Raw genomic sequence first — 25,156 nt, 5'->3', positions numbered from 1 at the left:
CCCTCTTTTGGAGGGATTTTATTTTATCCGTTAATCGCTTCTACATACTGGACTCGTTCTTTCAGCATGTCTCTAAGCATGGTTTCGATACCGTTCTTCAGGGTCATCGTTGAAGACGGACAGCCGCTACAGGCTCCCTGGAGAATAACCTTTACCGTTTTGTTGTCGGGGTTATAGCTGTCAAATAATATATTTCCTCCGTCACTTGCTACCGCTGGTTTGATGTATTCATCAAGGATAGCGACGATCTCCCTGGAAGTTTCGTCCAGATCTCCCGGGTTCGCATTCAGGTCGGTTTGCTTGGCAGCAGCCTCGCTTTGAGCCGAAATAGCTTCCTCGTTTAAAACTTCATTACCATCTTCAAGATAGGTTCGAATAAATTCTCTTAGTTCCATGCTGATCTCTTCCCAGGAAGCCATATCATACTTTTGTATGGATACATAGTTCTCATCAAGGAAGACTTCTTTCACGAAAGGGAAATGAAACAGCTTTTGAACAAGTGGGGCGTTCTTGGCTTCATCGATATTTTTAAATTCTGCCGACTGCAATACCAGTTTCTTATTGGCAACGAATTTCAATACGGCCGGGTTGGGGGTGCTTTCTGCATACACCGTTACAGGCACTTTTCCAGACTGGGCTTTGGCCTCCTTGATCACCACTCCGCCTTTATTCAGGTAAGTTACAATCTGCTCAGCTACTTCGTTCTGAACTTCGGGCCAGTCTACAATGTCATATTTTTCGATCGCAACAAAATTCTGTGCGATATAAACCGTTTTAACAAAGGGAAGGTAGAAGAGTTGCTGGGCCAGCGGTGAATTTGCAGCCTCGTCTATATTCTTGAATTCGTGATTCTCATTCCTGGTAAGGAACTTATTGGCTTCGAATTTTACAATTGAAGTGGTGCTGGTGGGCACTATATTTATATTAAAATCGCTCATCTCAATATTTTTGGCAAAAATACTAAACAAAAACCAGCTATTATATATATTTACGGGCTTTATGGCTTATAAGACCAAATTCAATAACCTGATTTTTAAGAGTTCAGCATTTCCTGTTTTTACTAGGTTTTTATTGTTGATCCTCTTTTTAAATTCTTCGGCTTTAAAAGCCCAGGAACTTCTCCCTACATATTCTGATTATCTTACAGATAACCTGTATCTCATTCATCCGTCTATGGCCGGAGCGTCGAATTTTGACCAGATACGCTTAACCGGTAGACGCCAGTGGTTCGACGTAGAGCAGGCGCCTAACTTACAAACTCTCGCTTATAATTCAAGGCTTGGTGATAAAATTGGAGTAGGAGGTATTCTTTTCAGGGATGAGAATGGAAATTTTTCCAAACTCGGAGCCTATGGAACTTTCGCCTATCACCTGATGTTTTCCAGAAGTACGGCCGATCTTAACCAGCTTTCCTTCGGAATTAATCTTGGAGTGGTACAACATCGTTTGGATATAAGTAATTTTTCCAGGTTTGACCCAATCATTGGGAACAGTAACAGCGATATCTTTGCTAATATGGATGTTGGGATCTCGTATTATCTAAGAGACCTTTATTTTCATTTTGCAGCTAAGAACATACTGTCTGTAAACCGGGAATTATGGTATTCTGATGCCGTCCCCAGCAATATGAGAAAGTACCTGTTTTCTGCGGGTTATGTTTTTGAACTGGATCCTTATGATCCCTGGAGTTTTGAGCCTTCCATACTTTTCCAGGCTCGGGAAGCGACCAATGAGATGGCACTGGATATTAACTTGAAATCATACTACGAGCTTGAATTTGGTAATTTATGGGGTGGAATTTCCTATCGCAATGGATTTGAAACCACGGAATACACTAACGATGGAGAAGAAATACAAAGACAACAGCTCAGGTATATCACTCCATTCCTGGGGATCGATTATAAAAAGTTCATCTTTGGTTACACCTTCAGCTATCAACTCAATTCAATTGTTTTGAGTAATACTGGATTCCATCAGTTAACCCTGGGATATAACTTCGGGGAAAGCAGGGCCAGGTATGATTGTAATTGTCCTGCAATCAATCAATAGCCTATAATCAAAAATCCAGGTATTCTACCTTATAATTGTTTTTATCAGCCTCAATAAGCTCCTTTAGAACTTTGGGATTGGTATTGGAATAGAACTTAGGTCGTAGCTTTAATTCCTGGGAAGTATTTAAAATTCCTTCTTTTTGCATTACTGTCCTGGTTTGGCGGGCAACGGCTTCCCCCGAATCTATGATTTTCACTTCCGGTGGTAATATTTCTTTAAGAACGGGGATAAGATAAGGGTAGTGGCTGCAGCCAAGAACAAGATAATCGATCTTTTGATCGATCATAGGTTTGAGAAGGTTCCTTAAAAGATCTTTTATTTCCTTTGAATCTTTCTTTCCGCTTTCTATAAGCTCAACAAGACCTGTACCCACTACCTCAATTACATTGATATCCTGTGCATACAATTCAGAAGTTCTCGTGAACAGTTCGCTGGAAAGAGTTCCCTTGGTTGCCAGGATCCCTACCGCCTTATTGCTGCTTTGGAGGGCAGCAGGTTTTATGGCTGGTTCAATACCAATAAAGGGAACATTGTAGGTATTTCTAAGTATCTTGATCGCATTGGTCGTGGCTGTATTGCAGGCAACAACAATTAATTTGCAACCCATTTCCAGCAACTTCTCGGTATTCTTGATAGAAAGGCTGATGATCTGTTCCTGTGGCCTTATTCCATAGGGAGCATTTTTGCTATCGGCCAGGTAGATCGTTTGTTCTACAGGAAGCAGCTGGTGAATTTCCTTCCAGATGGAGGTGCCTCCAACTCCCGAATCGAATAATCCAATAGGTCTGGCGTCGCTCATATACCTACAAAAATAAAAACTGCGTACATTTCTGTACGCAGTTTTCAGTTTTATTTATAAAAGGGAGGAAATTACATTCCAAGCTCTTTTTTTACGTCTGGCATAAGGTCATATCCATCAGCTAGAAGTACTCCTGTTCCAGTAGTAGAATCAAGTACATAATCGTAACCTTTATCTCTGGCTACCTTCTGGATCGCAGTACGAACTTTTTCAAGGATAGGTCTAAGTAGATCTGCTTCCTTTTTCTGAAGATCCTGTCTTGCCTTAGCACTGTGCTCCTGAATTCTTCTTTGCGCAGCCTGAAGTTCAGTAGCTCGCTTCTGGTTCTCTTCTTCAGACTTTGTATTAGCTTCTGCCTCGTAACGTTGCATGGTGCTTTGAGCCTCAGATAACATGTCTTTTATCTCGGCGTCATAAGTCTTTTCCAGTTTTTGAAGCTGGTCCATAGCGTTCTTATACTCAGGTAGGGTTTGTACCAGATCCTGAGTAGCGATATGTGCCACCTTAGACTGTGCATTTGTAAAAGCAGTAGCTCCAATCATCAAAGCGAAAGCTATAAAAAGTGTTCTGAATTGTTTCATTTTAATCGTCGTTAAGTTTAAGGTTTAAAAAATATTTAGTTTATCGTGTCATTCTTCTTTTCACGAGCCTGCAGGATAGAATCTCTTTTTCGTTCTCTCTCTGCAAGTATCTTTTGTCTTCTTTCTTCGAATTCCCGTTGTTTCGCTGCCCGTATCGAGTCTCTTTCTCTTTTTCTTTCTTCGATATAAGCTTCGCGTTCATTTTTGCGTTCTTCTACCAGGGCTTCGCGCTCATTCTTTGCATCTTCCTGTTCTGGTGTAAGATCCTCGGCTCGTTCCATTTGCTCGATCTCGTCCCTGCCCTGAAGCTGCTCTCTGTTGGCAGTTCTTTGAATGGTTCTAAGAACCAGCTCGCTTACATCATATTGTTTGTCTGCATATATCATTCCAATATCTGAAGTCCTGTCAAAAACGAAATCCAGGTTCCTATTTTCCGCTATTTGCTGAACCGCGGTAAAAACCTGGTCCTGAATGGGTCTTACGAGTTGTTTCTTCTGAATGATATAATCTCCATTTGGTCCGAATCTATCCTGCTGATACTTTCTGGCCTGCTGTTCCATATAAGCGATCTCCTCTTCACGGTCTTCGATAAGCTCTTTGGTGAGCAAAGGCCGCTCATTGTCCAGGCTGGTTCTCATATCCTCAACCTTCTTAAGCTTTGCCTCAGCTTCGGCTTTCCATTCCTGAACACGGTTATCAAGTTGCCTGTTCGCTTCCTGATATTCTGGCACATTCTGAAGAATATATTCCATATCGATATAACCAAGCCTGATGCTTTTCTGGGCATTGACCGTTGCAAGACCAAGGCCGATTATTGCGATTATGGAAACTATATTTTTTTTCATTTATACCGAAGATAGAAAATATCGTGCCAAATTAAAATTGCTGTCCTATTATGAAGTGAGTTTCCCATCCGTTAGGTCCAGGCTGTCCAACGATCTCGTCGAAACCGTAACCAAAGTCTATACCCAGTAATCCGAAGGTAGGCATAAAGATTCGCAGACCAAGACCTGCCGATCTGTTCACCTGGAACGGGTTATAATCCCTGAAACTGTCATAAGTAGCTCCTGCCTCCAGGAATGTAAGCGCATAGATTGAAGCCGCTGGTTTCAGGGTGATTGGGTATCGAAGTTCCAGCGAGTATTTGTTGTAGATGGTCGCACCATCATCCTGTGTAGTTACCGGGCGATCTATAGGGATCACCGACTGGTTTGGGTAACCTCTTAACTGGATGGTTTCCCTTCCGTCAAGGCTGAAGGCTCCAAGACCGTCGCCACCAAGATAGAATCTTTCAAACGGTGGAACACCTCTTTCATTGTTATAGGCACCCAGGAAACCAAATTCTGTATGTGTTCTTAAAACAAGGTCACTACTTGGACCAAAGTTGGCCAGGTTGGTATACCAGGTACCGGCGAATTTGATCTTATAGAATTCCAGCCAGTTGTATTTCTTCTGATCTACCTTCTGAACATCAGGAACTGAATTTTCTGGAGTTACCCTATTCCCTTCATAATCTATAAGATTGCCATTATCATCTCTTAACTGGAACTCATCCTGATTTTCAAGGTTGCCATAATCTACACCGTTCCAGAAAGAGTATGGAGGTGTAAGTTTTGCTGTTACCGAAAAACGAGATCCACCTGTAGGAAAGATAGGATTTATATAAGTGTTATCACGGGTGATACCTAACTGGTAGTAAAGGTTATTGGAAAATCCATCACCGAAGGTGAATAAACCAGTGTTGTAATTGTTAAGGTCATATCGCTGGAATCCAACAAGGTTCTGAATGGTTACATACTGGTCTGGAGCAGTGAGTCTTTTAGCTAGACCCACATTAACCCCAAGAATATCGAAACTTCTGGATCTATCGGCTCTCCTTTCAACAAAGTCAAACAAAAACTGCCTGGTGTAGCTAAATGAGGTAGAAAGACTTACCGGTCTCTGGCCGCCTAACCATGGTTCTCTAAAAGAAAGGCTATAGGTTTGGTAGAAGGTACTTGCCTGTGCTCGCAGGGATAGAGACTGGCCATCTCCCATTGGGATTGGCTTATAGGCATCCTTATCGAAAATTCCCTGTAAGGAGAAGTTATTGAACGAAAGTCCAAGGGTTCCAATGAAGCCACCTCCACCGTAACCACCCTGAAGCTCGATCTGGCTGGCACCAGCTTCTACAACCGGATATTCAAGACTTAGAGTTCCTGAATTCGGATCAACATCCTTGAACTCAGGGCTCAGGTTCTCAGCATCGAAAAATCCAAGCTGACCAAGTTCTCTTACCGTTGCAACTACATTTTCCTGGCTGTATTTCTGGCCAGGTTTGGTTCTCATTTCACGATAGATCACGTGGTCTTTTGTCTTATCGTTTCCGGTTACCCTTATTTCATTAATATATGCTTCTTTACCTTCAACGATCCTGATCTCAAAATCGATGGTGTCGTTATACACGTTGGTTTCTACCAGGTCTATGTCAGAGAACAGGTAACCGTTGTTCTGGTAAATGTTGGCTACCGAAGTTTTATTTGGCTCTCTGCCCTGAACCCGCTCGTCCAGTAAAACTCCATTGTAAACGTCTCCTTTGCCAAGTCCAAGAACCCTGTCTAAGGTAGCATCAGAAAATGCGACATTTCCAAGGTAATTGATGTCACCAATATAATACTGGTTTCCTTCCTCGATATTGATCTTTAAAGCAATGTCGTCTTCTCCCTTTTTTATCAGGGTGTCTGAGGTGATTCGGGCATCCCTGTATCCTTCTTCCTTGTATTTGTTAATCAGGTTTTCCTTATCAGCCTGGTAATCGTCACGCACAAATTTGGAGCGCTTCCAGAACCTCAAAAAGTTCTTTTGCTTGGTGTTCTTCATTTGTCTTCTCAACTTCCAATCTGATAATTCTTCATTCCCTACCAGATCGATTTCAGAAATTTTTACCCTGTCTCCCTTGTCAACATTCACGATCATGTTAACCTTGTTGGTAGGGGTGCCTGTTGTGTCGGTCACCTCGGTAGTTCTAACATTTACATCGGCATTGAAATAACCTTCTTTTCTGAATTTGTTCTCCGTATAGTTTTTGGTGGTGGTGATCAGGTTTTCGGTAACCTTAACGCCTGGTTTCAGGTCGTTTTCATCAATTAGTTCGTCCCTTTCCCCTTTTTTCTTTAAACCAACAAAACGAACTTCCTGCAGAACTGGAACTTCGGTGATCTCCAGCTCAAGATCGGCAACATTCCCCTCAACATTCGTGATGTAGAAATTGATATCGCTGAACAGGTTGAGGTCCCAGAGTTTTTTTATGATGGAGCTTAATCGATCGCCGGGGATATAGATCTCATCTCCTTTTTTCAGCCCTGTATAGGTGATTACCGTAGATTCGTTATACGTTGTGGTCCCCGTTACCTTGATATCGCCAATCACATATTTTTTGGAATCTCCCAGGGGTAGGTCCTGTGCTTGGGTTGTGATGCTATATATGAAACAAATAAATAAGAGGCTAAGTATTCTTTTTGTCATGAATGCACTAACTGAGTTGCTCACTGGTTTTTCCAAATCTTCGTTCTCTGTTTTGATAGTTGTATATGGCCTCATATAGGTTTTCCCTTCTGAATTCTGGCCATAAGATTTTCGTAAAATACAATTCGGCATAAGCGATTTGCCATAACAGGAAATTGCTAATGCGCTGTTCCCCACTTGTTCTGATCAATAGATCAACGTCGGGAAAATTTCGGGTGTAAAGATGCTCATTTATAACCGATTCATCAACCTCATTCGACTTTAATTCTCCGCTTTTAACTTTGTCGGCAATTTGCCTGATGCAACTGGTTATTTCCTCCCGACTGCCATAGCTTAAAGCAAGCGTTAGGGTCATGTGAGAATTGCCAGAGGTCTTTTCGATCACATCCTTTAGTTCTCGCTGCGCCTTCTTCGGAAGATTCGAAATATTTCCTATCGAGGTGAGCTTGATGTTATTATCCTGGAGCGTTTTGATTTCCTTCTTCAGGGAAGAAACCAGTAATCTCATCAGGGTGTCTACTTCCAGTTTCGGGCGATTCCAGTTTTCGGTTGAAAAAGCATAAAGCGTAAGATTTTTCACACCCAGTTCGGCACAGCCTTCTACCACATCACGAACGGCTTTAGTGCCTTCTTCGTGACCAGCTACCCTGAATAAACCTTTCTTTTTGGCCCATCGACCATTTCCATCCATAATAATGGCAATATGGGTGGGTAACTTATCAAGATTTATGGATTCCTTATAATTCATTTAAAAGCAATAACAAGGCTTGCGCCCAAAGGTGAATGTAAAGCTGATACCGGTGAAAACATACCAGTCGTTGGTATTCCTGTTGCCGAATTCCACATCAGGATCGCGGCGTCCCAGGTATTCCTCAGGCCAGCTTCCGTCAAGATTATCGGTAAATGTATATCGTGCGCCTATTTCGAAAGCGCCGATGACGTGTTCTGAAATCGCTTCTTTATAGCCCATAACCATCGGGATCGCAAACTCCCAGTTGGTGCCTTCGTTCACCAGGTTTCCTCCCCTTCCGTTCTTTAACCACATATGGTCTGCCCTGAAGTAAGTAAGACCGGTATAAAGGTACGGCGTACTTTGGGGTAATGGGTTGGTAAGATCGAAATTCCAGAAATTGAATTCGAGGCCTAAAGATGCTTCGGCAATAGTATTGCTAAAAGAATAGCCTCTCTGCTGCCTGCGAGTGTCATCAGACTTGGTGTCATCTGCTGAAATTTCGGCATATAAAAGACTTAGTCTTAGGGCGTGACGGGGGCTCCTGTTCCATTTAGCGAGTAAGCCGCCAACAGGGGAATTTGGTAATATATAATTAGATCGTCCCACGTCGCCAATATAATTTGCACCTCCGGCAAAGAACCCTAATTCGAACTGTTGCGCGTTCAAATTTGTCATAAAAAATGCCATCACTACAAATGTGATTAGATACCTCATAGGTTTTCAAAAGTTTGCAAATATAACAATTCTGATTGCCCTGCAATAATTTGAGCAGATTTGTACATACGTATAAACAGTTTTTGGAAACTTTTATTGCTTAGTTACGCTTGTCTTCACCCCAAAGGAGCTTTTTTCGAAGAGTGTTCAAAAAACTATCTTCACGTAATTCAACAAAATTAATCGTGTAGGGTGCTTTTTTGATGATGATCTCGGTGTCGTTCTCCAGGGTGGCGATCCTGGAATCCATAGAAACCAGGTGTTCGTTCCCTCTGCCCGATACTTTTAACTTGATAGTGGTGTGGTCTTTAATCACCAGTGGCCTCGCATTAAGATTGTGAGGTGCAATGGGTGTAATCACCAGGGAATCGGCGTCTGGAGTGATCACCGGGCCTCCGCAGCTAAGGGAATAACCGGTGGAGCCGGTTGGTGTGGAAATAATTAGTCCGTCTGCCCAGTAGGAGGTGAGGTATTGATCGTCCAGCCAGGTGTCTACCGTGATCATCGAGGTGGTGTTCTTCCGGCTTACGGCGATCTCGTTCAAAGCGATCTGCTGAAAAATAGGATCGAAGGTTTTAGGGTTTGTTTCCATCGTCAGGACCGATCTTGGTGAAACACTGAATTTCATTTCCAGGATCTCATCTATGGTGCTATCTATCTGTTCCTTCTGAATGGTGGCCAGGAAGCCTAATCTCCCGGTGTTTATTCCAACTATCGGGATGTTGAGATTCCGTATGTAATTGATGGATTTTAAAATAGTGCCATCACCGCCAATGCAAAAGAAAAGATCGAACGAATTGTCCAACTCATCAAAGGCACTAAAGTGATCGTAATCTTTTTCGATGGTCTTATTGCTGTGAATGAGCTTTAAAAAATCTTCCTCGATTAGAACCTCTACGTTTCTCTGGTCGAGGATTTCAAGTAACTGGCCTATATATTCTGCAGCATTGGGGTGGTAAAACTGTCCGTAGATACCTATTTTCATGAATTATATGTTCAGGTATTTATCGAGATATTTAGATCTGTCCTTCAGGTTTTTATTGAAAGTGTCTTCCTGGTGTTCTGAAACGATAATATATCCATATCTTCTGAAAGACTGGATGATCTCATTCATTCCCGAGGGAGAGATTTTCAGGGTGATCTCTGCCATATCATCCTCGATTTTGGAAACAAAAGCCCCCAGCACATGCGCGTTATGGGATTCCACGATCTGGCTAACTTCTCCAAAGGTAAAATCCTTAAAAGCCTTCTCTACTATTAGGATGTTGCCAGGTTCATGTAAAAAGGGTGTTTCCTTGAACAGGGCGATCATATCGTTTAGCTCGAGGTACCCAAGGTATTTGTTATCATCGTCCAGAACAGGGAGAATGTTGCTGTTATTCTGCGCAAAGGATTCCAGGCTGTCCAGCCAGTAATTATTTTCGGTCACGAAAAAGCTTTCTATCGCATAGCGGTAATCATCCAGCGTTTTTTCCTTCTCAAAGCAGCGAATGTCGTTTTCAGATATACAACCAATATAATGACCATTATCTTCAACCGGTAAATGCGTATAGGTTAACTGGTTGAAAAGTTTTTGAATATCTCCCACTTTCTCCTGGAGATTTCTTACTTCAATATCATTTAATATGTGATCTTTCAAACTCATCTTGTCCACTCCTTTTCTGCAAATTAATCAAAATAATATTTACTGTTGCAGCCTCCTCTTTGTATTTTTGTTAATAAAACGAAGTTAAAATGACCAAGCTGAGTGTAAATATCAATAAAATAGCGACGTTGCGAAATGCGCGTGGCGGGGATATTCCAAATGTTGTGGAGGCTGCCCTGAACATTGAAAAGTTCGGAGCCGAGGGGATCACGGTGCACCCAAGACCCGATGAAAGGCATATTCGCTATTCCGATTGTCACGATCTAAAACCGGTGCTTACTACCGAATTCAATATTGAAGGTAAACCTATCCAGAAATTCATTGATCTTGTCCTTGAGGTGAAACCGGCCCAGGTCACACTGGTGCCAGATGCTGAGGATGCCATCACCTCCAATGCCGGCTGGGATACCATTAAACATAGAGAATACTTACAGGATGTGATCGCAGAGTTCAAATCAAATGGAGTTCGTACCTCCATATTCGTAGATCCTGTTAAGGAAATGATCGAAGGAGCTGCTAAGACAGGGACAGACAGGATTGAATTATATACTGAAAGCTTCGCGGTAGATTATGCTGAAGGAAGGCCAGATTCGGCAAAAGCTTATGCCCAGTGTGCTCAACTGGCTCATGAACTTGGGTTGGGCGTAAATGCCGGTCACGATCTTTCCCTGAAAAACCTTCGGTATTTCAAGGAAAATGTACCGCACCTGGCTGAAGTTTCAATAGGTCACGCTTTGATATCTGAAGCCTTGTACCTTGGTCTGGAGAAAACTATTGAACATTATCTAAAATTATTGAAATAGATGAAATTACATTCTGTGATCCTGGGAGAGGGAAGACCTATGTTAATTCTACATGGTTTTCTTGGGATGAGCGACAACTGGAAAACACTTGGAAAACAATTTGCCGATGAGGGCTTTGAAGTTCACCTGATAGACCAGCGAAATCATGGTAAGAGTCCGCATAGCGATGAATTTTCCTATGAATTAATGGCCGAGGATATTAAGGAATACTGCCAGGAACATGAACTGGACAATATCATTTTGATGGGGCATTCCATGGGCGGCAAGACCGCGATGCTGGTAGCCGCTACATATGAGAATTTGGTGGAAAGGCTTATCGTAGTAGATATTGCTCCAAAATATTATGCGCCCCATCATAAACAGATTTTAAAGGGATTAACCGCCCTTGATGATGCCAGGTTAAGCTCTAGAAGAGATGCTGAAGATCTTTTGGAGGAATATATAGACGAAACCGGGGTGCGCTTGTTCCTGCTTAAAAACCTTTACAGGAAGGAGAAGGACCTCCTGTCTTTAAAGATGAATCTTCCTGTTCTTAAGGATAAGATCGAGAATATTGGCCGAGCCCTTCCGCAGCATTCCGAATACAAAGGCCCTGTGCTTTTTATTAAAGGGGACAATTCTAACTATATCAAGGATGAAGATCATGAAGAGATCAGGGCGCATTTCCCAAAAGTTGAATTTGTTAGTATAAAAAATGCCGGCCACTGGGTGCATGCAGAAAGTCCGCAGGAATTCTTTGAGGCGATAATCCGATTTGTTTAAAATCTTTCTAAATTTATTATGTATGCATAATAAATTATCCTGTTTTGTTGCGTAATATTTAATTTATGCTATTTTTGGCGCAACTATTTTACGATATTAAAATATAATCCTAAACAAATTATGAAAAGACTATTTTTACTTGGCCTATTTGCTATGGCCACGGCTATCACTTACGCTGGTGGGTACAGGGTGAGTCTGCAGGGACAACGCGGGCTTGCAATGGGGCACACTGGTGTGGCGATGGTTAACAATGCAGAGTTGGCTTTCTTCAACCCCGGTGGGCTTAGCTTTCTTGAGAACAAGATCAACATTGCGGCTGGAGCAAGTGCCGTATTTTCTGATGTGGTATGGCAGAATGACGAATTTGGACAGATGGCCAGAACCGATAGTCCGGTAGGTACTCCTTTTTATGCTTATTTTTCCTATAAATTAAATGAAAAGTTCAGTCTTGGATTCGCTGCCTATACACCTTACGGTAGTAGCGTAGAGTGGGAGCAAGACTGGGCAGGTTCGCACCTTGTAAATAATATAGACCTTCAGGCGATCTATATACAGGCGCTTGCGTCTTATAAGATCACCGATAATCTATCTGTTGGAGGTGGTCCTATATATGTGAATGGTTCAGTGAATTTCAACAGAAACCTGAACAGAACGCTTACCGATCTTGAGGGTAATCGCTCCAACGTAACCGTAGATGCATCTGGCGTTAGTGCCTGGGGATGGTCTGCCGGTGCGATGTGGAAACCAATCGATAGTTTAACAATAGGTGTGAATTATCGTTCAGAGATCATTATGCAGGCTGAAGATGGAGATGCCGATTTCCAAAATGTACCTAACTCTCCTTTAACTCCATTTGAAAATACCAGGTTTGATGCAGAATTGCCTCTACCGGCTGAACTTACGGTAGGAGTTTCTTACCAGCTTAACGAAAAATGGTTGTTCGCTTTCGATTACAACAGGACTTTCTGGGGTGTATACGAGTCTTTAGACCTGGATTTTGATAATCCAAATATTCCTGATTCTGAAAACCCAAGAAATTATGAGGATTCTTCGATCTATAGATTCGGACTTCAGTATACGGCCAACGAGACCTTTACTTTAAGAGCAGGATATTATTTTGATGAGTCACCTGTACAGTCTGGATATTTCGCTCCGGAAACTCCAAGGAATAACTCAAATAACTTCACAGGAGGTTTGTCTATCAACGTATCAGATCGCGTAGCGATAGATGCTTCGTTCCTATACAGTCATTTTGATGAGATCGAGGAGTCTTATGATTTTTACGAAGAGAACGGTCAGCAGGTTCCATTTGAAGGGACTTACAAGTCAAGCGCTTTTGTACCAGGTTTGGGTGTAACTATTAAAATTTAATTTTAGAGATGAAGAATTATATAAAATATATGGCGATTCTGGCCCTTGGAGTTGTATCCTGTGAGCCGGAACTAGAGAATTCAATCGAAGATGATGGATTTTACAGCAATGGAGAGGCTGATTTTTCTAATTACGTAGCCCTTGGAAATTCGCTTACAGCAGGATATGCAGATGGTGCTTTGTATATTACCGGGCAGCAGAATTCCTACCCGAACATCATTGCTTCAAAAATGGAATTGGCCGCCGAGGGAGATTTCGATTTTACACAGCCTTTGGTCAATGACAATATTGGTGGTTTGTTGCTAGGAGGTAACCAGATCCAGCAGCCCAGATTCGTTCTGGCTGGAGAGTCGGCACTAACTGCCAGACCTGCGAGGTTAAATGCTACTCCAACTACCGAGGTTTCTAACAAACTCACAGGACCATTCAACAATATGGGAGTGCCAGGTGCTAAATCTTTTCACCTGCTGGCTCCTGGATACGGAAATGTAGCCGGAGTGCCTTCAGGCATGGCTAACCCTTATTTCGCAAGATTTGCTTCCTCTGAAGGTACCACGATCGTGGCCGATGCGGTAGCTCAAAATCCAACATTCTTTACTCTTTGGATTGGAAATAATGATGTATTGAGTTTTGCGACTTCAGGAGGAGATGGTGTTTACCAGCAAAACAATACAGATTTTGCTACTTATGGACCTAATGATATTACCGATCCAAACGCATTTGCTTTCGTGTACAATTCTATCGTAAGTGAATTAGCTGGAGAGGATGGTTCATCTGCAGAAGGGGTGTTGATCAATATTCCTAATGTGACCGATATTCCTTTTTTCAACGTGGTTCCGGTAAATCCAATTCCATTGGATGCTAATACGGCTGCTGCATTGAATGCACAATTTGGAGCATATAACACTCAAATCCTTCCAGGTTTGGTGCAGGCAGGAATTCTAACCGAAGCTGAAGCCAATAGCAGAAAAATTATATTTACTGAAAGTAATCAGAATTTCGTGACCCTGGTAGATGAAGATCTAACCAATGTGACCGGAATACTTCAGCAGGCTCCATTCAACCTGGATCCGCAAACTGCAGCACTATTAGGTCAGTTAAGACAGGCGACTTCAGAAGATCTTATTCCGTTGACTTCTTCTTCCTTCATTGGAACTACTGTGAATAATAACCCTATGTTAGTAAACGGGGTTTCTGTTCCATTAGGTGATGAGCATGTGTTGACCGCTTCTGAGCAGGAAATAGTTGCCCAGGTAACCACCCAGTACAATGCAGCTATTGCCAGCATTGCTCAAAATTACAGCCTGGGGCTGGTAGATGCGAATGCACTGCTGTCTCAAATTGGTGCGAGCGGCGGATTGAATTACCAGGGAATTCCAATTACCTCTCAGTTTGTTACCGGCGGTGCTTTTTCTCTTGACGGAGTGCATTTAACTCCAAGAGGTAACGCGGTGATCGCAAATGAGATCATCAAGGTGATCAATGCCAATTATGAAGCAAATCTTCCTAATGTGGATGTGGGTAGTTATGGTACTGTTAGCTTAAGCAATAACGTGCAGTAGTATTAAAATTCATATAATTTTTTAGGAACGCCGGGTTGATCCCGGCGTTTTTTTTGCAATTTTACCAATAACCAACACATTAAATTATGAATTTCATACTTCGTCTTTTATTGACCGCACTTGCGGTGGTAGTCATCGCTAAATTATTGCCTGGCGTGAGCGTAGATAGTTACTGGACTGCCATAGTCGTAGCATTGGTGCTGGCACTCCTCAATTTTATCGTGAAGCCCATCCTGGTACTATTGACCCTCCCGGTCACCATATTAACTTTAGGCTTGTTTCTTCTGGTCATCAATGCCATCATTATTTTCATGGCAGATGGCTTTGTGTCAGGTTTTGATGTAGATGGCTGGCTAATTGCCATAATTTTTAGCCTGTTATTGTCTCTGGTTCAATCTTTGCTATTCTCCATTTTGAAAACAGATTAGATTTATCTGAATTTCAATAATTTGAAACTTTGCAGACTTTTAGAAAAAACGTAATTTTGCACTCCAATTTTTTATAACAGATCAAAATGAATATTACCAGAGAGAATATTGATGAATTAAATGCGGTAGTTAAAGTTGATATCGCGAAAGAGGATTATGCCGGTAAAGTAGAGAAAATATTAAAGGATTACCGTAAGAATGCCAATATTCCCGGTTTCAGAAAAGGTCATGTGCCAATGGGAATGGTTAAGAAACAATACGGCCAGGCCGTGTTGGTGGATGAAGTGAACAAATTGCTTCAGGAAAGCCTTAATAAATATCTTACCGAGGAGAAGCTCGATGTTCTTGGTAACCCTATTCCTAAGGAACAGGAAAATTTTGACTGGGATAAGGATAATTACAGCTTCGAATTCGAACTTGGACTTGCTCCCGAATTTGATGTGAACCTGGATCTTGAAAAGCCAGTTACCAAATATAATATTGTTGCTGATGAGAAAATGGTAAACGACCAGATCGAAAGCATCCAGAAGCAATATGGAAAACTAAAGACCAAGGAAGAGGTAGAGGAAGGAGATACGGTTGCCGGTACTTTTAAGAATGAAGAAGAAGGGATCGAGAAAGAAACTACCATCGAGCTTGAAAATATTAAAGGAAAGCGCAACCTTAATAAGTTCACAGGAGCGAAGGTTGGTGATACCATCACTTTAAAAACTAAAGGTCTTTTTGAAGATGATCATGCCTTGATTAATCATTTAGGGATCGAGCATGATAAGGCTCATGATCTTGATATCGAGGTGGAGTTCACCATTTCTGAGATCAATGAAAGGGAATTAGCAGACCTTGACCAGGAATTGTTCGACAAACTCTTCGGAAAGGATAAGGTAAAAACTGTAACCGAGCTAAAGGAAAAGATCAAAGAAGATGCGGCTAAGCAATTCCAGCAGCAGAGCGATCAGCAGTTGATGAACGACATAACCGAAGCCCTTATCGAAACTACAAATTTCGATCTTCCTAAGGAATTCCTACAAAAATGGATTCGCACTGTAGGTGAAAAGCCACTTACTGAAGAAGAAGCGGTTGAGGAATATGAGAAGAGCGAGAAAGGTCTTAGGTATCAATTGATCGAAGGAAAGGTTGTGAACGATAACAATCTTAACGTAGATTTCAATGATCTAAAAGCCTTTACAACCGATAAAATAAAGCAGCAAATGGCTCAGTTTGGTCAGATGGATCCGTCTGAAAAAGAACTGGATGATATCGCTGCCAGGATCCTTTCAAACCAGGATGAGGTGAAGAGACTTTCTGAGCAGTTAATGAATGAAAAACTGCTTGAATTCTACAAAGAGAATATGAAATTCGACGAAAAGGAAGTGACTTACGAAGAATTTGTGAAAGCTATCTATAAGTAAGCCTTTTTACGATTTATTATCTATCTTTAAGGCGTTAACTCATCCGGGATAACGCCTTTTTTTGGCCCTCCCCGGAATTTTAATTATGCTATAAACAAAAGAAATTGATGGACTACGGAAAAGAATTTCGAAAATACGCTGTTTCAGATCATAACATCAACAGCAATTATTACGATAAGATCATAAGTAGCATGTTGCCCCAGGGCATGACTCCTAATATCATTGAAGAAAGACAGATGAATGCCGTGGCGATGGATGTGTTTTCCAGGCTCATGATGGACAGGATCATCTTCCTGGGAACAGGAATCAATGATCAGGTTGCGAATATCGTTCAGGCCCAGTTGTTATTCCTTGAAAGTACAGATGCTTCAAAAGATATTCAAATCTATATCAACTCCCCTGGCGGAAGCGTATATGCAGGTCTTGGGATCTATGATACGATGCAATTTATAAAGCCAGATGTGGCTACCATCTGTACTGGAATGGCGGCTTCTATGGGAGCAGTTCTTTTATGTGCCGGTGAAAACGGAAAGCGAAGTGGTTTGCCACACTGCCGTGTGATGATCCACCAGCCAATGGGTGGAGCCCAGGGGCAGGCAAGTGATATCGAGATCACCGCCCGTGAAATAATAACATTGAAAGAAGAGCTTTATAAGATCATCGCTAAACATTCAGGGCAAACCTACGAAAAGGTGCATGAAGACAGTGATCGTGATTACTGGATGAAGGCTGAAAAAGCCAAGGAATACGGGATGATCGATGAAATTTTAAAAAGAGAAGGATAAAATTGTGAATTACTTTTTTTAACTTAAGAGTAATTCAAGAAAAATTAGATAATGGCGAAAGAAGATTTAGAATGTTCCTTTTGTGGAAGAAAGAAGCCTGAAACCAATCTGCTGATTGCCGGGCTGGATGCTCATATCTGTGATCGTTGTATAGAGCAGGCGCATGGTATTGTGGTAGAGGAATCAAGGCAGGGAGAGGCCAGAGAGCTATCTTCAGATTTAATGCTTAGCAAGCCAAAATCGATCAAAGCCTTCCTTGATGAATATATCATCGGGCAGGAGGAAACCAAGAAAGTGATGTCTGTTGCGGTTTATAATCATTATAAGCGTTTGCTACAGCCAGAGACCGATGATGATGTAGAGATCCAGAAAAGTAACATCGTGATGGTAGGGGAGACCGGAACCGGGAAAACCCTTATGGCCAGAACGATCGCTAAAATGCTGAATGTGCCGCTGGCTATTGTTGATGCAACTGTATTGACCGAAGCCGGTTATGTTGGAGAAGATGTGGAAGGTATTCTTACCCGTCTGCTTCAGGCAGCCGATTATAATACGGAGAAAGCTCAACGCGGTATCGTATTCATTGATGAGATCGATAAGATCGCCAGAAAGAGCGATAATCCTTCGATCACCCGTGATGTTTCCGGGGAAGGTGTTCAGCAGGCATTGCTGAAGCTTCTGGAGGGAACCACCGTGAACGTACCACCAAAAGGAGGTCGTAAACATCCTGATCAGAAATTTATCGAGGTAAATACTGAAAATATACTTTTTATCGCAGGTGGTGCTTTTGATGGGATCGAAAGGATCATCAGTAAACGATTGAACATGCAGGCGGTTGGCTTTAGCGCTTCAAAAAGCGAGGATGCTATCGAGCGTACCAATCTGCTGAAGTATATCATTCCAAAGGATCTGAAGGAATTCGGGTTGATCCCTGAGATCATTGGTAGACTTCCGGCACTTACGTATATGAATCCGCTGGACAGGTCTACGCTTAGAGCGATCCTTACCGAGCCTAAGAATGCGATCATCAAGCAGTATAAGAAACTGTTCGAAATGGATGATATCGAATTCGATATTACAGACCAGGCACTGGATTATATCGTGGACAAGGCAGTGGAATACAAACTTGGTGCACGTGGATTAAGATCGCTTTGCGAAGCTATCCTGACCGATGCCATGTTCGACCTTCCGGAAAGCGAAGAAGGCGAATTTACGGTGACCCGTGAATATGCTGAAGATAAATTGAACAAGTCAACGATGAGCAAGCTAAAGGCGGTTTCTTAATGACTATAAGCCTTAAGTGAAAAGCTAAAAGCTGTTCTGGTATAATAAAAAATGTCCTCAAGATTTGAGGACATTTTTTATTTAAAGCTGTCTAAGGTCAGATGCTAGCCTTCGACTCCGCTCAGGCAGACATATTAGGAATTCCTTTTTTCATCATCTCCAGAGCACCTTTTTCCACACCCCTATAATAGTTCCCATTTTTGAATTCCGGGATCACTTTTTTGCAAATGTCATCGGTCAGGGTTTTCGGGAACCTTAGCCAGGTAGTTATGCAAACACTTTTTAATTCGGTGCACATTAGAATAGTGAGTCCGTTACTGGTTTCTTCCTTCCCAACTTCCCAATCATTAGAGATCGCCATTGCATATTCCCTGATATTCTCATAAGGCTCTATGGATTTTACAGTGATAATTGCGATTTCGCGGATGGTTTCTTTTTCGTAATTTGAAATCAGCTTTTCGAGTCGCTCTTCCTGTTGGATGCTGAAAATCTCTTCGAAATCATTAAAGTAGTCTCTAGATACAGGGAATAAAACCTTTTCCTCGACCATTTTCAGTTGGATGTCTATAATGGGGAACCTGGCCTAATGTAGCTTTTTCAAACCTGGAAGAATAAAACTTAAGTAAATTCTGGCTGCAATTGAAAGTTATTATCGATATCCGATAGGATATAATTCACTTAAGATACAGGTGTTTAGCTAGATCTGAAGTTTGACAAATTTCCCAATTGCTTGCTGACTGCTACTTCCAACTGCTTGCTAGATACTGAAAACTGCAACTAAATTACCAGCTTCCGCCAGCGCCGCCACCGCCAAAGCCTCCGCCGCCGAAACCTCCTCCGAAGCCTCCGCCACCGAAACCGCCTCCGGAACTGCCTCCACCAAAGCCTCCACCGCCAAAACTTCCGCGTCCCATGGAGCTTAGAATGATAGCATCCCACAAAGTGCTTCTTCCAGACCTTCTGCCACCATTTCTTCCACCACCGCGTTTATTGAAAAGTGAGGTTAGAATAACGAACAGGATAAAAAAGATGATGATGATCCTTAAAGATATACCTCCGCCACCAGAGCCTTCTGGGCTTGGAGCACCTTTAAATGTTCCGTTCAATACCTGGAAAATGGCTGTAGTTCCTTTGTCTAGACCGCCATAAATATTACCATTTCTGAACTCAGGCAGAATGATCAATTCTATGATCTCCTTGGTCTTTGCGTCGGTAAGATATTCTTCAAGACCAAAACCGGTAGTGATCCAGATCTTCCGTTCTTTCTGGGCAACCAGGACCAGAAGCCCATTATCGGTATCGCTCTGTCCAATACCCCATTCGTGGGCCCAGTGCGCGGCATAGGTTCCTTCATATTCTCCTTCTAGGGAAGGAATGGTCACAATAACGATCTGTGTAGATGTGGTATCTGAATAATTAACCAGTTTTTGTTCCAGCATCTTTTCATTGGAAGGCGATAGCATATCGGCTTCGTCATAGACACTGGTTTGTTCAGATGGTTTGGGTGGGATATCCCGCTGAGCTATGGCCGTAAATCCTGTAAAAAGGATTAATAAAAGCAGTAACTGTTTGATATTTTTAGCCTTTAGAAATTTGATTGGATAGCTCATTGGTGTCATTTTCATCCCAGGGAAAATGTTTTTCTAATTGTTCACCGGCCTTAAGTATCCCTTCTACGAGTCCGGTCTTAAAATCACCATTTTTGAAGTGGGATACAATCAGGTCTTTTGTGCTTTCCCAGAAATCGTCGGGGACAACTGCATTGATGCCTTTATCCCCGTAGATAACAAAATTATGATCTTCTACAGCAACATAGATCAGGACGCCGTTATCTTCCTTTGTGTTGTCCATTTTCAACTTATGGAAGACTTCCATAGACCGTTCAAAGATATCCTGGCCACCGGTGCTTCTTTCAATATGCACCCTTATTTCGCCCGAGGTCTTTCGTTCGGCCTTTCTGATGGCTTCAACGATCTCTTCTTCTTCCTTTTTCGTTAAAAATCCCTTGTCTGCGTCCGCCATGGCTTACTGAAAGTCGAATTCTACGTCTGGTGCATCTTCGGCTCCGGCATCGGCCTGGAAGCGTTCCATACGGTCAAATCCGAAAAGGCCTGCAAGCAGGTTATTCGGGAATACCCGTATATAAGTATTATAATCTGTCACGGCTTCATTAAATCGATCCCTCGCGACATTTATCCTATTCTCGGTGCCCTCGAGTTGCGATTGCAATTGGAGGAAATTCTGGTTTGCCTTGAGGTCGGGATATCGTTCAACTGTCACCAGTAATCTGGATAAGGCCGATGAAACTCCCTGTTGGGCTTCCTGGAACTGCTGGATCTGGCTTGCGCTAAGATTCTCTGCATCTACATTGATGGAAGTGGCTTTGGCTCTGGCCTCGATCACATCGGTTAAGGTACCCTGCTCAAAATCGGCTGCTCCCTGTACGGTTTTTACCAGGTTGCCAATAAGGTCGTTCCTTCTTTGGTAAGAACTCTCCACATTAGACCAGGCCAGTTTTGCATTTTCTTCCTTGGTTACTGCGGTGTTGTTGAAACCGGCAGCGAATTGCCAGATCACAATAATAACGATCACAATGATCGCTAAAGGTATTAACCACTTTTTCATCTTATAAATGATTTTTAAGGTTGACTAGTTCAGATTTTATTCGTTCTAACTTTCTGATTATCTCAAAGTTAGTTAATGTTTTTTGTTTTTCTTCCTTTAAATGAATTTTCGCTCCTTCGAGGGTAAATCCTCTTTCCTTGACCAGGTGATAGATCAATTCCAGGTTTTTGATGTCATCGGGAGTAAATTTGCGGTTGCCTTTCGCGTTCTTCTTTGGCTTGATCGCATCAAATTCCTTTTCCCAGAACCTAATAAGGGATGTGTTCACCTTAAAAGCTTCAGCGACCTCGCCAATGCTGTAATAGCGTTTTTCGGGAAGGTTAATGTGCATTAATCAAGTGATTGGTTTTCACGTTGGGCTTTTTCCAGAACCTTATCGAATTCTTCAGGAGAAAGGTTTCCATAATAAAAATTGATAGGATTGATACGCTGGTCATCCTTGAAGATCTCATAATGTAGATGAGGTGCTTCAGATCTACCTGTGCTTCCAACAAAACCAATCACATCGCCCCGTTTTACTTTCTGGCCGCGGCGAACATTGTATTTGTATAGATGTGCATACAGGCTGGTATAACCATAACCATGATCTATTCGAATATGGTTTCCGTAACCGGTAGATCGGCTGTCTGCGCGCACTACGGTTCCATCGCCCGTAGCGTAAATTGGTGTCCCTCTTGGAGCGGTAAAATCCATCCCGTAATGGAATTTCTTAACCTTTGTAAATGGATCTGTTCTCCAGCCGTAACCTGAAGCGATCCTGCTCAGGTCCTCATTGTTTACCGGTTGAATGGCAGGAATAGCGGAAAGCAGGGCCCCCTTTTCCTTGGCCAGTTCAGCGATCTCATCCAGTGATTTAGATTGAACTACCAGTCTTTTGGTAAGCACATCCATTCGCTTACTGGTTTCTATGATGAGTTTGCTATTGTCAAATCCTTCAAGATCTTTATATCTATTGATACCTCCGAATCCTGCTCTTCGCTGTTCTTCAGGAATTGGATTGGTTTCGAAATAAAGCCTGTAAATGTTGTTGTCTCTATCCTCGATATTGGCCATCACATCCTGGATCTGGTCCATCTTCTTGTTAAGAAGGCCGTATTGAAGCTCCATATTATGAAGCTCTCTCTTCAAGGCTTTTTCCTTGGGGGTTTCAATTTGAGGAATATTCAGATAGATCATTAAAAGAATGAAACCACCCAGAAAACTTCCGGTGATGCTCAACAGGATGATTCCTAGCCGGCGACCCTTTTTTTGCTCGATCTTCTTGTAGGAAAGAGTCTCGCTATCGTAATAATATTTAACCTTCGACATGAGCTAAAATTATGCTATTTTTGCGTCACGAAACGGCGCAAATACCGTGCAATTTATTACGGTTAACGAACAAATATAATAATTGTTTTGCCGTCTTCATAATTTAATGAATTTTGCAAGAAAATAACTGAATGAAGTCACAGGAGATCCGGAAAGAGTTTTTAGAATTTTTTAAATCAAAATCCCATAGCATAGTTCCTTCAGCACCTATGGTGATCAAAGATGACCCTACCCTGATGTTCACCAACGCGGGAATGAACCAGTTCAAGGAATTTTTCCTGGGCAATTCTACGCCTAAAGATACCCGGGTGACCGACACTCAAAAATGTTTGAGGGTTAGCGGTAAGCATAACGACCTGGAAGAGGTTGGGCATGATACCTATCATCATACCATGTTCGAAATGCTTGGGAACTGGAGTTTTGGCGATTATTTTAAGAAGGAAGCCATTCAGTGGGCCTGGGAACTGCTTACCGAGGTATTTAAGATAGATCCCGATAAACTCTATGTTTCGGTATTTGAAGGAAGCGATGATGCCGATAATTTAGGTTTGGATACCGAAGCCCTGGAGCTATGGAAAGAGATCGTGCCGGAAAACCGGATCATCTACGGAAACAAAAAAGATAATTTTTGGGAAATGGGAGACCAGGGGCCTTGCGGACCTTGTTCCGAAATTCACATTGACATTCGATCTGATGAAGAAAAAGCCAAAGTTCCCGGAAGAGAACTGGTGAATATGGATCATCCCCAGGTAGTAGAGATCTGGAACCTGGTCTTTATGCAATATAACCGGAAGGCCAACGGAGACCTGGAAGAACTTCCTGCCAAGCATATCGATACCGGGATGGGATTCGAGCGACTGTGTATGGTGCTTCAGGATAAAAAATCGAATTACGACACCGATGTCTTTACTCCGCTAATTTCAGAAATTGAAAAAATTACCGGGAATAAATACGGTGAAGCTGAAGATGCTAATATCGCCATGAGGGTTATTGCAGATCACGTAAGAGCAGTGGCATTCAGTATTGCCGATGGGCAATTGCCGAGCAATACAGGCGCCGGTTATGTGATAAGACGAATTTTAAGAAGGGCAATCCGATATGGATTTACCTTTCTAAACAGCAAGGAGCCGTTTATCTATCATCTGGTTCCGGTTCTAAGTAAACAAATGGGGAGCGCGTTTCCTGAGTTGCGATCTCAGTCAGGTTTGATAGAGAACGTTATTAGAGAAGAAGAAGCTTCCTTTTTAAGGACCCTGGACCAGGGACTGGTACTTCTTGAAAATTTGATGAAAGAATCGGCAGATAAGAAGATTTCCGGCGAGAAAGCCTTTGAATTATATGATACTTACGGTTTTCCTATAGATCTAACTGCACTGATCTTACGCGAAAATGGCTATGAGCTGGATGAAAAAGGTTTTGGAGAGGAACTGAAAAAACAAAAAGACCGATCCAGGAAAGCCACACAGGTTAGTGCCGGTGACTGGAATGAACTAACCAATGTTGAGGAAGACTCCTTTATTGGTTATGACAACCTGGAGGCCAATGTGAAGATCGCCCGGTACCGGGAGGTTGAATCTAAAAAGAAAGGGAAGATGTATCAGGTGGTACTTGACAAAACGCCATTTTACCCAGAAGGCGGAGGTCAGGTTGGGGATACTGGTATATTGATGTCTTCTGAAGGGGAGGTCATCGATGTGCTGGATACCAAAAAAGAAAATAACCAGATCGTTCATTTTGTGAAGAAAATGCCTGAAAGGGCCGAAGGAACCTTTGAAGCCATTGTGGATCGCACCTCCAGATCAAAAACGGCATCAAACCATACCGCTACTCACCTGTTGCACCAGGCTTTAAGAAAGATACTTGGTACGCATGTGGAACAGAAGGGCTCGATGGTGCAGAGCGATTACCTGAGATTCGATTTCTCCCATTTCAGCAAGTTAAGCCAGGATGAATTAGAGCAGGTTGAGGATTTCGTTAATGCGAGGATCAGGGAGCAAATAGAACTGGATGAAAAAAGGAACCTGAGCTATAAAGAGGCTGTAGACCAGGGAGCTATTGCGCTCTTTGGAGAAAAGTATGGGGATTCCGTAAGAGCGATCCGTTTTGGAGAATCAATGGAGCTTTGTGGCGGAACCCATGTTGGTAATACTGCAGATATCTGGTATTTCAAGATCACCGGGGAATCGGCGGTGGCTTCAGGAATAAGAAGGATAGAAGCGATCACCGGGGAGGCGGCGATGAACTTTTTCGAGGAACAGAGTGAAGTTCTCGGGAAGATCAGGGATATATTGAAGAATCCTAAAGATCCGGCAAAGGCCATCAGTTCGCTTCAGGAGGAGAACGCTAATTTGAAGAAACAGGTTGAAAGCCTTCTGAAAGACAAGGCTAAAAATCTGAAATCTGATCTGAAACAGGAGATCAGGGAAATCAACGGGGTAAACCTTTTGGCTAAAAAAGTAGATCTGGATGCCGGGGGGATCAAGGACCTTTGCTTTCAGTTAGGCGATGAACTGGAAAATCTTGTATTGGTTTTTGGAACCGAGCAAAATGGAAAGGCATTGCTTTCCTGTTATATCTCCAGGAACCTCGTGAAGGAAAAAGATCTGAATGCCGGCAATATTGTACGGGAGCTCGGTAAACATATACAGGGTGGTGGCGGAGGCCAGCCATTCTTTGCCACGGCGGGTGGAAAAAATCCTGCCGGGCTGGATAAGGCTCTGAGTGAGGTAACTCAGTTTATAAAATAGTAAAAAGGATCCCGGTTTTATCACCGGGATTTTTTAATTTAAGG

The 25,156-nt window shown here is 42.4% G+C and carries 25 protein-coding genes; 10 read left to right on the top strand and 15 right to left on the bottom strand.

Annotation, left to right across the window (positions count from 1 at the left end):
- Positions 1-23 precede the first annotated feature (23 nt).
- The gene (locus MKO06_RS01900) at positions 24-938 is read right to left on the bottom strand and encodes a NifU family protein (RefSeq protein WP_241550648.1); all 915 of its coding nucleotides are present in this window, start codon (positions 936-938) and stop codon (positions 24-26) included.
- Positions 939-948: 10 nt separating this feature from the next.
- Between MKO06_RS01900 and MKO06_RS01895 the strand changes: the two genes are divergently transcribed.
- Positions 949-2,049 carry a PorP/SprF family type IX secretion system membrane protein gene (locus tag MKO06_RS01895; protein ID WP_241550647.1) on the top strand — a complete coding sequence of 367 codons (1,101 nt, stop codon included), beginning with the start codon at positions 949-951 and terminating at the stop codon, positions 2,047-2,049.
- A 7-nt stretch (positions 2,050-2,056) separates the two neighbouring features.
- On the opposite strand, the gene murI is transcribed toward MKO06_RS01895, so the two are convergent.
- From murI to MKO06_RS01855, 8 genes are all read right to left on the bottom strand, one after another.
- The gene (gene murI / locus MKO06_RS01890; protein WP_241550646.1) at positions 2,057-2,851 is read right to left on the bottom strand and encodes a glutamate racemase; all 795 of its coding nucleotides are present in this window, start codon (positions 2,849-2,851) and stop codon (positions 2,057-2,059) included.
- Positions 2,852-2,922: 71 nt separating this feature from the next.
- The gene (locus MKO06_RS01885) at positions 2,923-3,432 is read right to left on the bottom strand and encodes an OmpH/Skp family outer membrane protein (protein WP_241550645.1); all 510 of its coding nucleotides are present in this window, start codon (positions 3,430-3,432) and stop codon (positions 2,923-2,925) included.
- 35 nt (positions 3,433-3,467) lie between these two features.
- On the bottom strand, positions 3,468-4,277 hold the full coding sequence (locus MKO06_RS01880) for an OmpH/Skp family outer membrane protein (protein WP_241550644.1): 810 nt from the start codon (positions 4,275-4,277) through the stop codon (positions 3,468-3,470).
- A gap of 31 nt (positions 4,278-4,308) precedes the next feature.
- The gene (gene bamA / locus MKO06_RS01875) at positions 4,309-6,936 is read right to left on the bottom strand and encodes an outer membrane protein assembly factor BamA (RefSeq protein ID WP_241550643.1); all 2,628 of its coding nucleotides are present in this window, start codon (positions 6,934-6,936) and stop codon (positions 4,309-4,311) included.
- Positions 6,937-6,943: 7 nt separating this feature from the next.
- Positions 6,944-7,684: an isoprenyl transferase gene (locus MKO06_RS01870; RefSeq protein WP_241550642.1), complete on the bottom strand. Its 741-nt coding sequence runs from the start codon at positions 7,682-7,684 to the stop codon at positions 6,944-6,946.
- Positions 7,685-8,383 (bottom strand): type IX secretion system protein PorG, encoded by a 699-nt coding sequence (porG, locus tag MKO06_RS01865; protein ID WP_241550641.1) that lies wholly within the window; start codon positions 8,381-8,383, stop codon positions 7,685-7,687. It lies immediately after the preceding gene.
- A 100-nt stretch (positions 8,384-8,483) separates the two neighbouring features.
- Positions 8,484-9,368, bottom strand: coding sequence for an NAD kinase (locus tag MKO06_RS01860; protein WP_241550640.1), 885 nt, complete (start codon positions 9,366-9,368; stop codon positions 8,484-8,486).
- Between the two features lie 3 nt (positions 9,369-9,371).
- Positions 9,372-10,028, bottom strand: a complete 657-nt coding sequence (locus tag MKO06_RS01855; RefSeq protein ID WP_241550639.1) for a CBS domain-containing protein — start codon at positions 10,026-10,028, stop codon at positions 9,372-9,374.
- Positions 10,029-10,117: 89 nt separating this feature from the next.
- Between MKO06_RS01855 and MKO06_RS01850 the strand changes: the two genes are divergently transcribed.
- From MKO06_RS01850 to clpX, 8 genes are all read left to right on the top strand, one after another.
- A complete protein-coding gene (locus tag MKO06_RS01850) occupies positions 10,118-10,831 on the top strand; it encodes a pyridoxine 5'-phosphate synthase (protein ID WP_241550638.1) in 714 nt (237 codons plus the stop codon).
- Positions 10,832-11,593 (top strand): alpha/beta fold hydrolase, encoded by a 762-nt coding sequence (locus MKO06_RS01845; protein WP_241550637.1) that lies wholly within the window; start codon positions 10,832-10,834, stop codon positions 11,591-11,593.
- A gap of 120 nt (positions 11,594-11,713) precedes the next feature.
- On the top strand, positions 11,714-12,964 hold the full coding sequence (locus MKO06_RS01840) for an OmpP1/FadL family transporter (protein ID WP_241550636.1): 1,251 nt from the start codon (positions 11,714-11,716) through the stop codon (positions 12,962-12,964).
- Between the two features lie 8 nt (positions 12,965-12,972).
- Positions 12,973-14,526: an SGNH/GDSL hydrolase family protein gene (locus MKO06_RS01835; protein WP_241550635.1), complete on the top strand. Its 1,554-nt coding sequence runs from the start codon at positions 12,973-12,975 to the stop codon at positions 14,524-14,526.
- Positions 14,527-14,612: 86 nt separating this feature from the next.
- Positions 14,613-14,954 (top strand): phage holin family protein, encoded by a 342-nt coding sequence (locus MKO06_RS01830; protein WP_241550634.1) that lies wholly within the window; start codon positions 14,613-14,615, stop codon positions 14,952-14,954.
- A gap of 86 nt (positions 14,955-15,040) precedes the next feature.
- Entirely contained in the window at positions 15,041-16,363 is a 1,323-nt protein-coding gene (gene tig, locus MKO06_RS01825; RefSeq protein WP_241550633.1) for a trigger factor, read from the top strand.
- 107 nt (positions 16,364-16,470) lie between these two features.
- The gene (clpP, locus tag MKO06_RS01820; protein ID WP_241550632.1) at positions 16,471-17,148 is read left to right on the top strand and encodes an ATP-dependent Clp endopeptidase proteolytic subunit ClpP; all 678 of its coding nucleotides are present in this window, start codon (positions 16,471-16,473) and stop codon (positions 17,146-17,148) included.
- A 51-nt stretch (positions 17,149-17,199) separates the two neighbouring features.
- A complete protein-coding gene (clpX, locus tag MKO06_RS01815) occupies positions 17,200-18,432 on the top strand; it encodes an ATP-dependent Clp protease ATP-binding subunit ClpX (protein ID WP_241550631.1) in 1,233 nt (410 codons plus the stop codon).
- Between the two features lie 121 nt (positions 18,433-18,553).
- Here the strand turns inward: clpX and MKO06_RS01810 are convergent, their stop codons facing one another.
- The 6 genes from MKO06_RS01810 to MKO06_RS01785 all read right to left on the bottom strand — a co-directional run bounded on the left by MKO06_RS01810 (position 18,554) and on the right by MKO06_RS01785 (position 22,365).
- Positions 18,554-18,982: a TPM domain-containing protein gene (locus MKO06_RS01810; RefSeq protein ID WP_241550630.1), complete on the bottom strand. Its 429-nt coding sequence runs from the start codon at positions 18,980-18,982 to the stop codon at positions 18,554-18,556.
- Between the two features lie 232 nt (positions 18,983-19,214).
- Positions 19,215-20,051 carry a TPM domain-containing protein gene (locus tag MKO06_RS01805; protein WP_241551011.1) on the bottom strand — a complete coding sequence of 279 codons (837 nt, stop codon included), beginning with the start codon at positions 20,049-20,051 and terminating at the stop codon, positions 19,215-19,217.
- Positions 20,011-20,454: a TPM domain-containing protein gene (locus MKO06_RS01800; protein WP_241550629.1), complete on the bottom strand. Its 444-nt coding sequence runs from the start codon at positions 20,452-20,454 to the stop codon at positions 20,011-20,013. The genes MKO06_RS01805 and MKO06_RS01800 overlap by 41 nt, the downstream gene beginning before the upstream one ends.
- A 3-nt stretch (positions 20,455-20,457) precedes the next feature.
- Positions 20,458-21,057, bottom strand: a complete 600-nt coding sequence (locus MKO06_RS01795; RefSeq protein WP_241550628.1) for a LemA family protein — start codon at positions 21,055-21,057, stop codon at positions 20,458-20,460.
- Between the two features lies 1 nt (position 21,058).
- The gene (locus MKO06_RS01790) at positions 21,059-21,388 is read right to left on the bottom strand and encodes a MerR family transcriptional regulator (protein WP_241550627.1); all 330 of its coding nucleotides are present in this window, start codon (positions 21,386-21,388) and stop codon (positions 21,059-21,061) included.
- Positions 21,388-22,365, bottom strand: a complete 978-nt coding sequence (locus tag MKO06_RS01785) for a M23 family metallopeptidase (RefSeq protein WP_241550626.1) — start codon at positions 22,363-22,365, stop codon at positions 21,388-21,390. The genes MKO06_RS01790 and MKO06_RS01785 overlap by 1 nt, the downstream gene beginning before the upstream one ends.
- Positions 22,366-22,496: 131 nt before the next feature.
- On the opposite strand from MKO06_RS01785, the gene alaS reads away from it, so the two are divergent.
- On the top strand, positions 22,497-25,112 hold the full coding sequence (alaS, locus tag MKO06_RS01780; RefSeq protein ID WP_241550625.1) for an alanine--tRNA ligase: 2,616 nt from the start codon (positions 22,497-22,499) through the stop codon (positions 25,110-25,112).
- Positions 25,113-25,156 lie beyond the last annotated feature (44 nt).

This window comes from Christiangramia oceanisediminis, from assembly GCF_022570735.2.
GTDB classification, from domain to species: Bacteria; Bacteroidota; Bacteroidia; order Flavobacteriales; family Flavobacteriaceae; genus Christiangramia; species Christiangramia oceanisediminis.
Note: the sequence above shows the minus strand (reverse complement) of the source record. Positions and strands in the feature narration are given on the sequence as shown.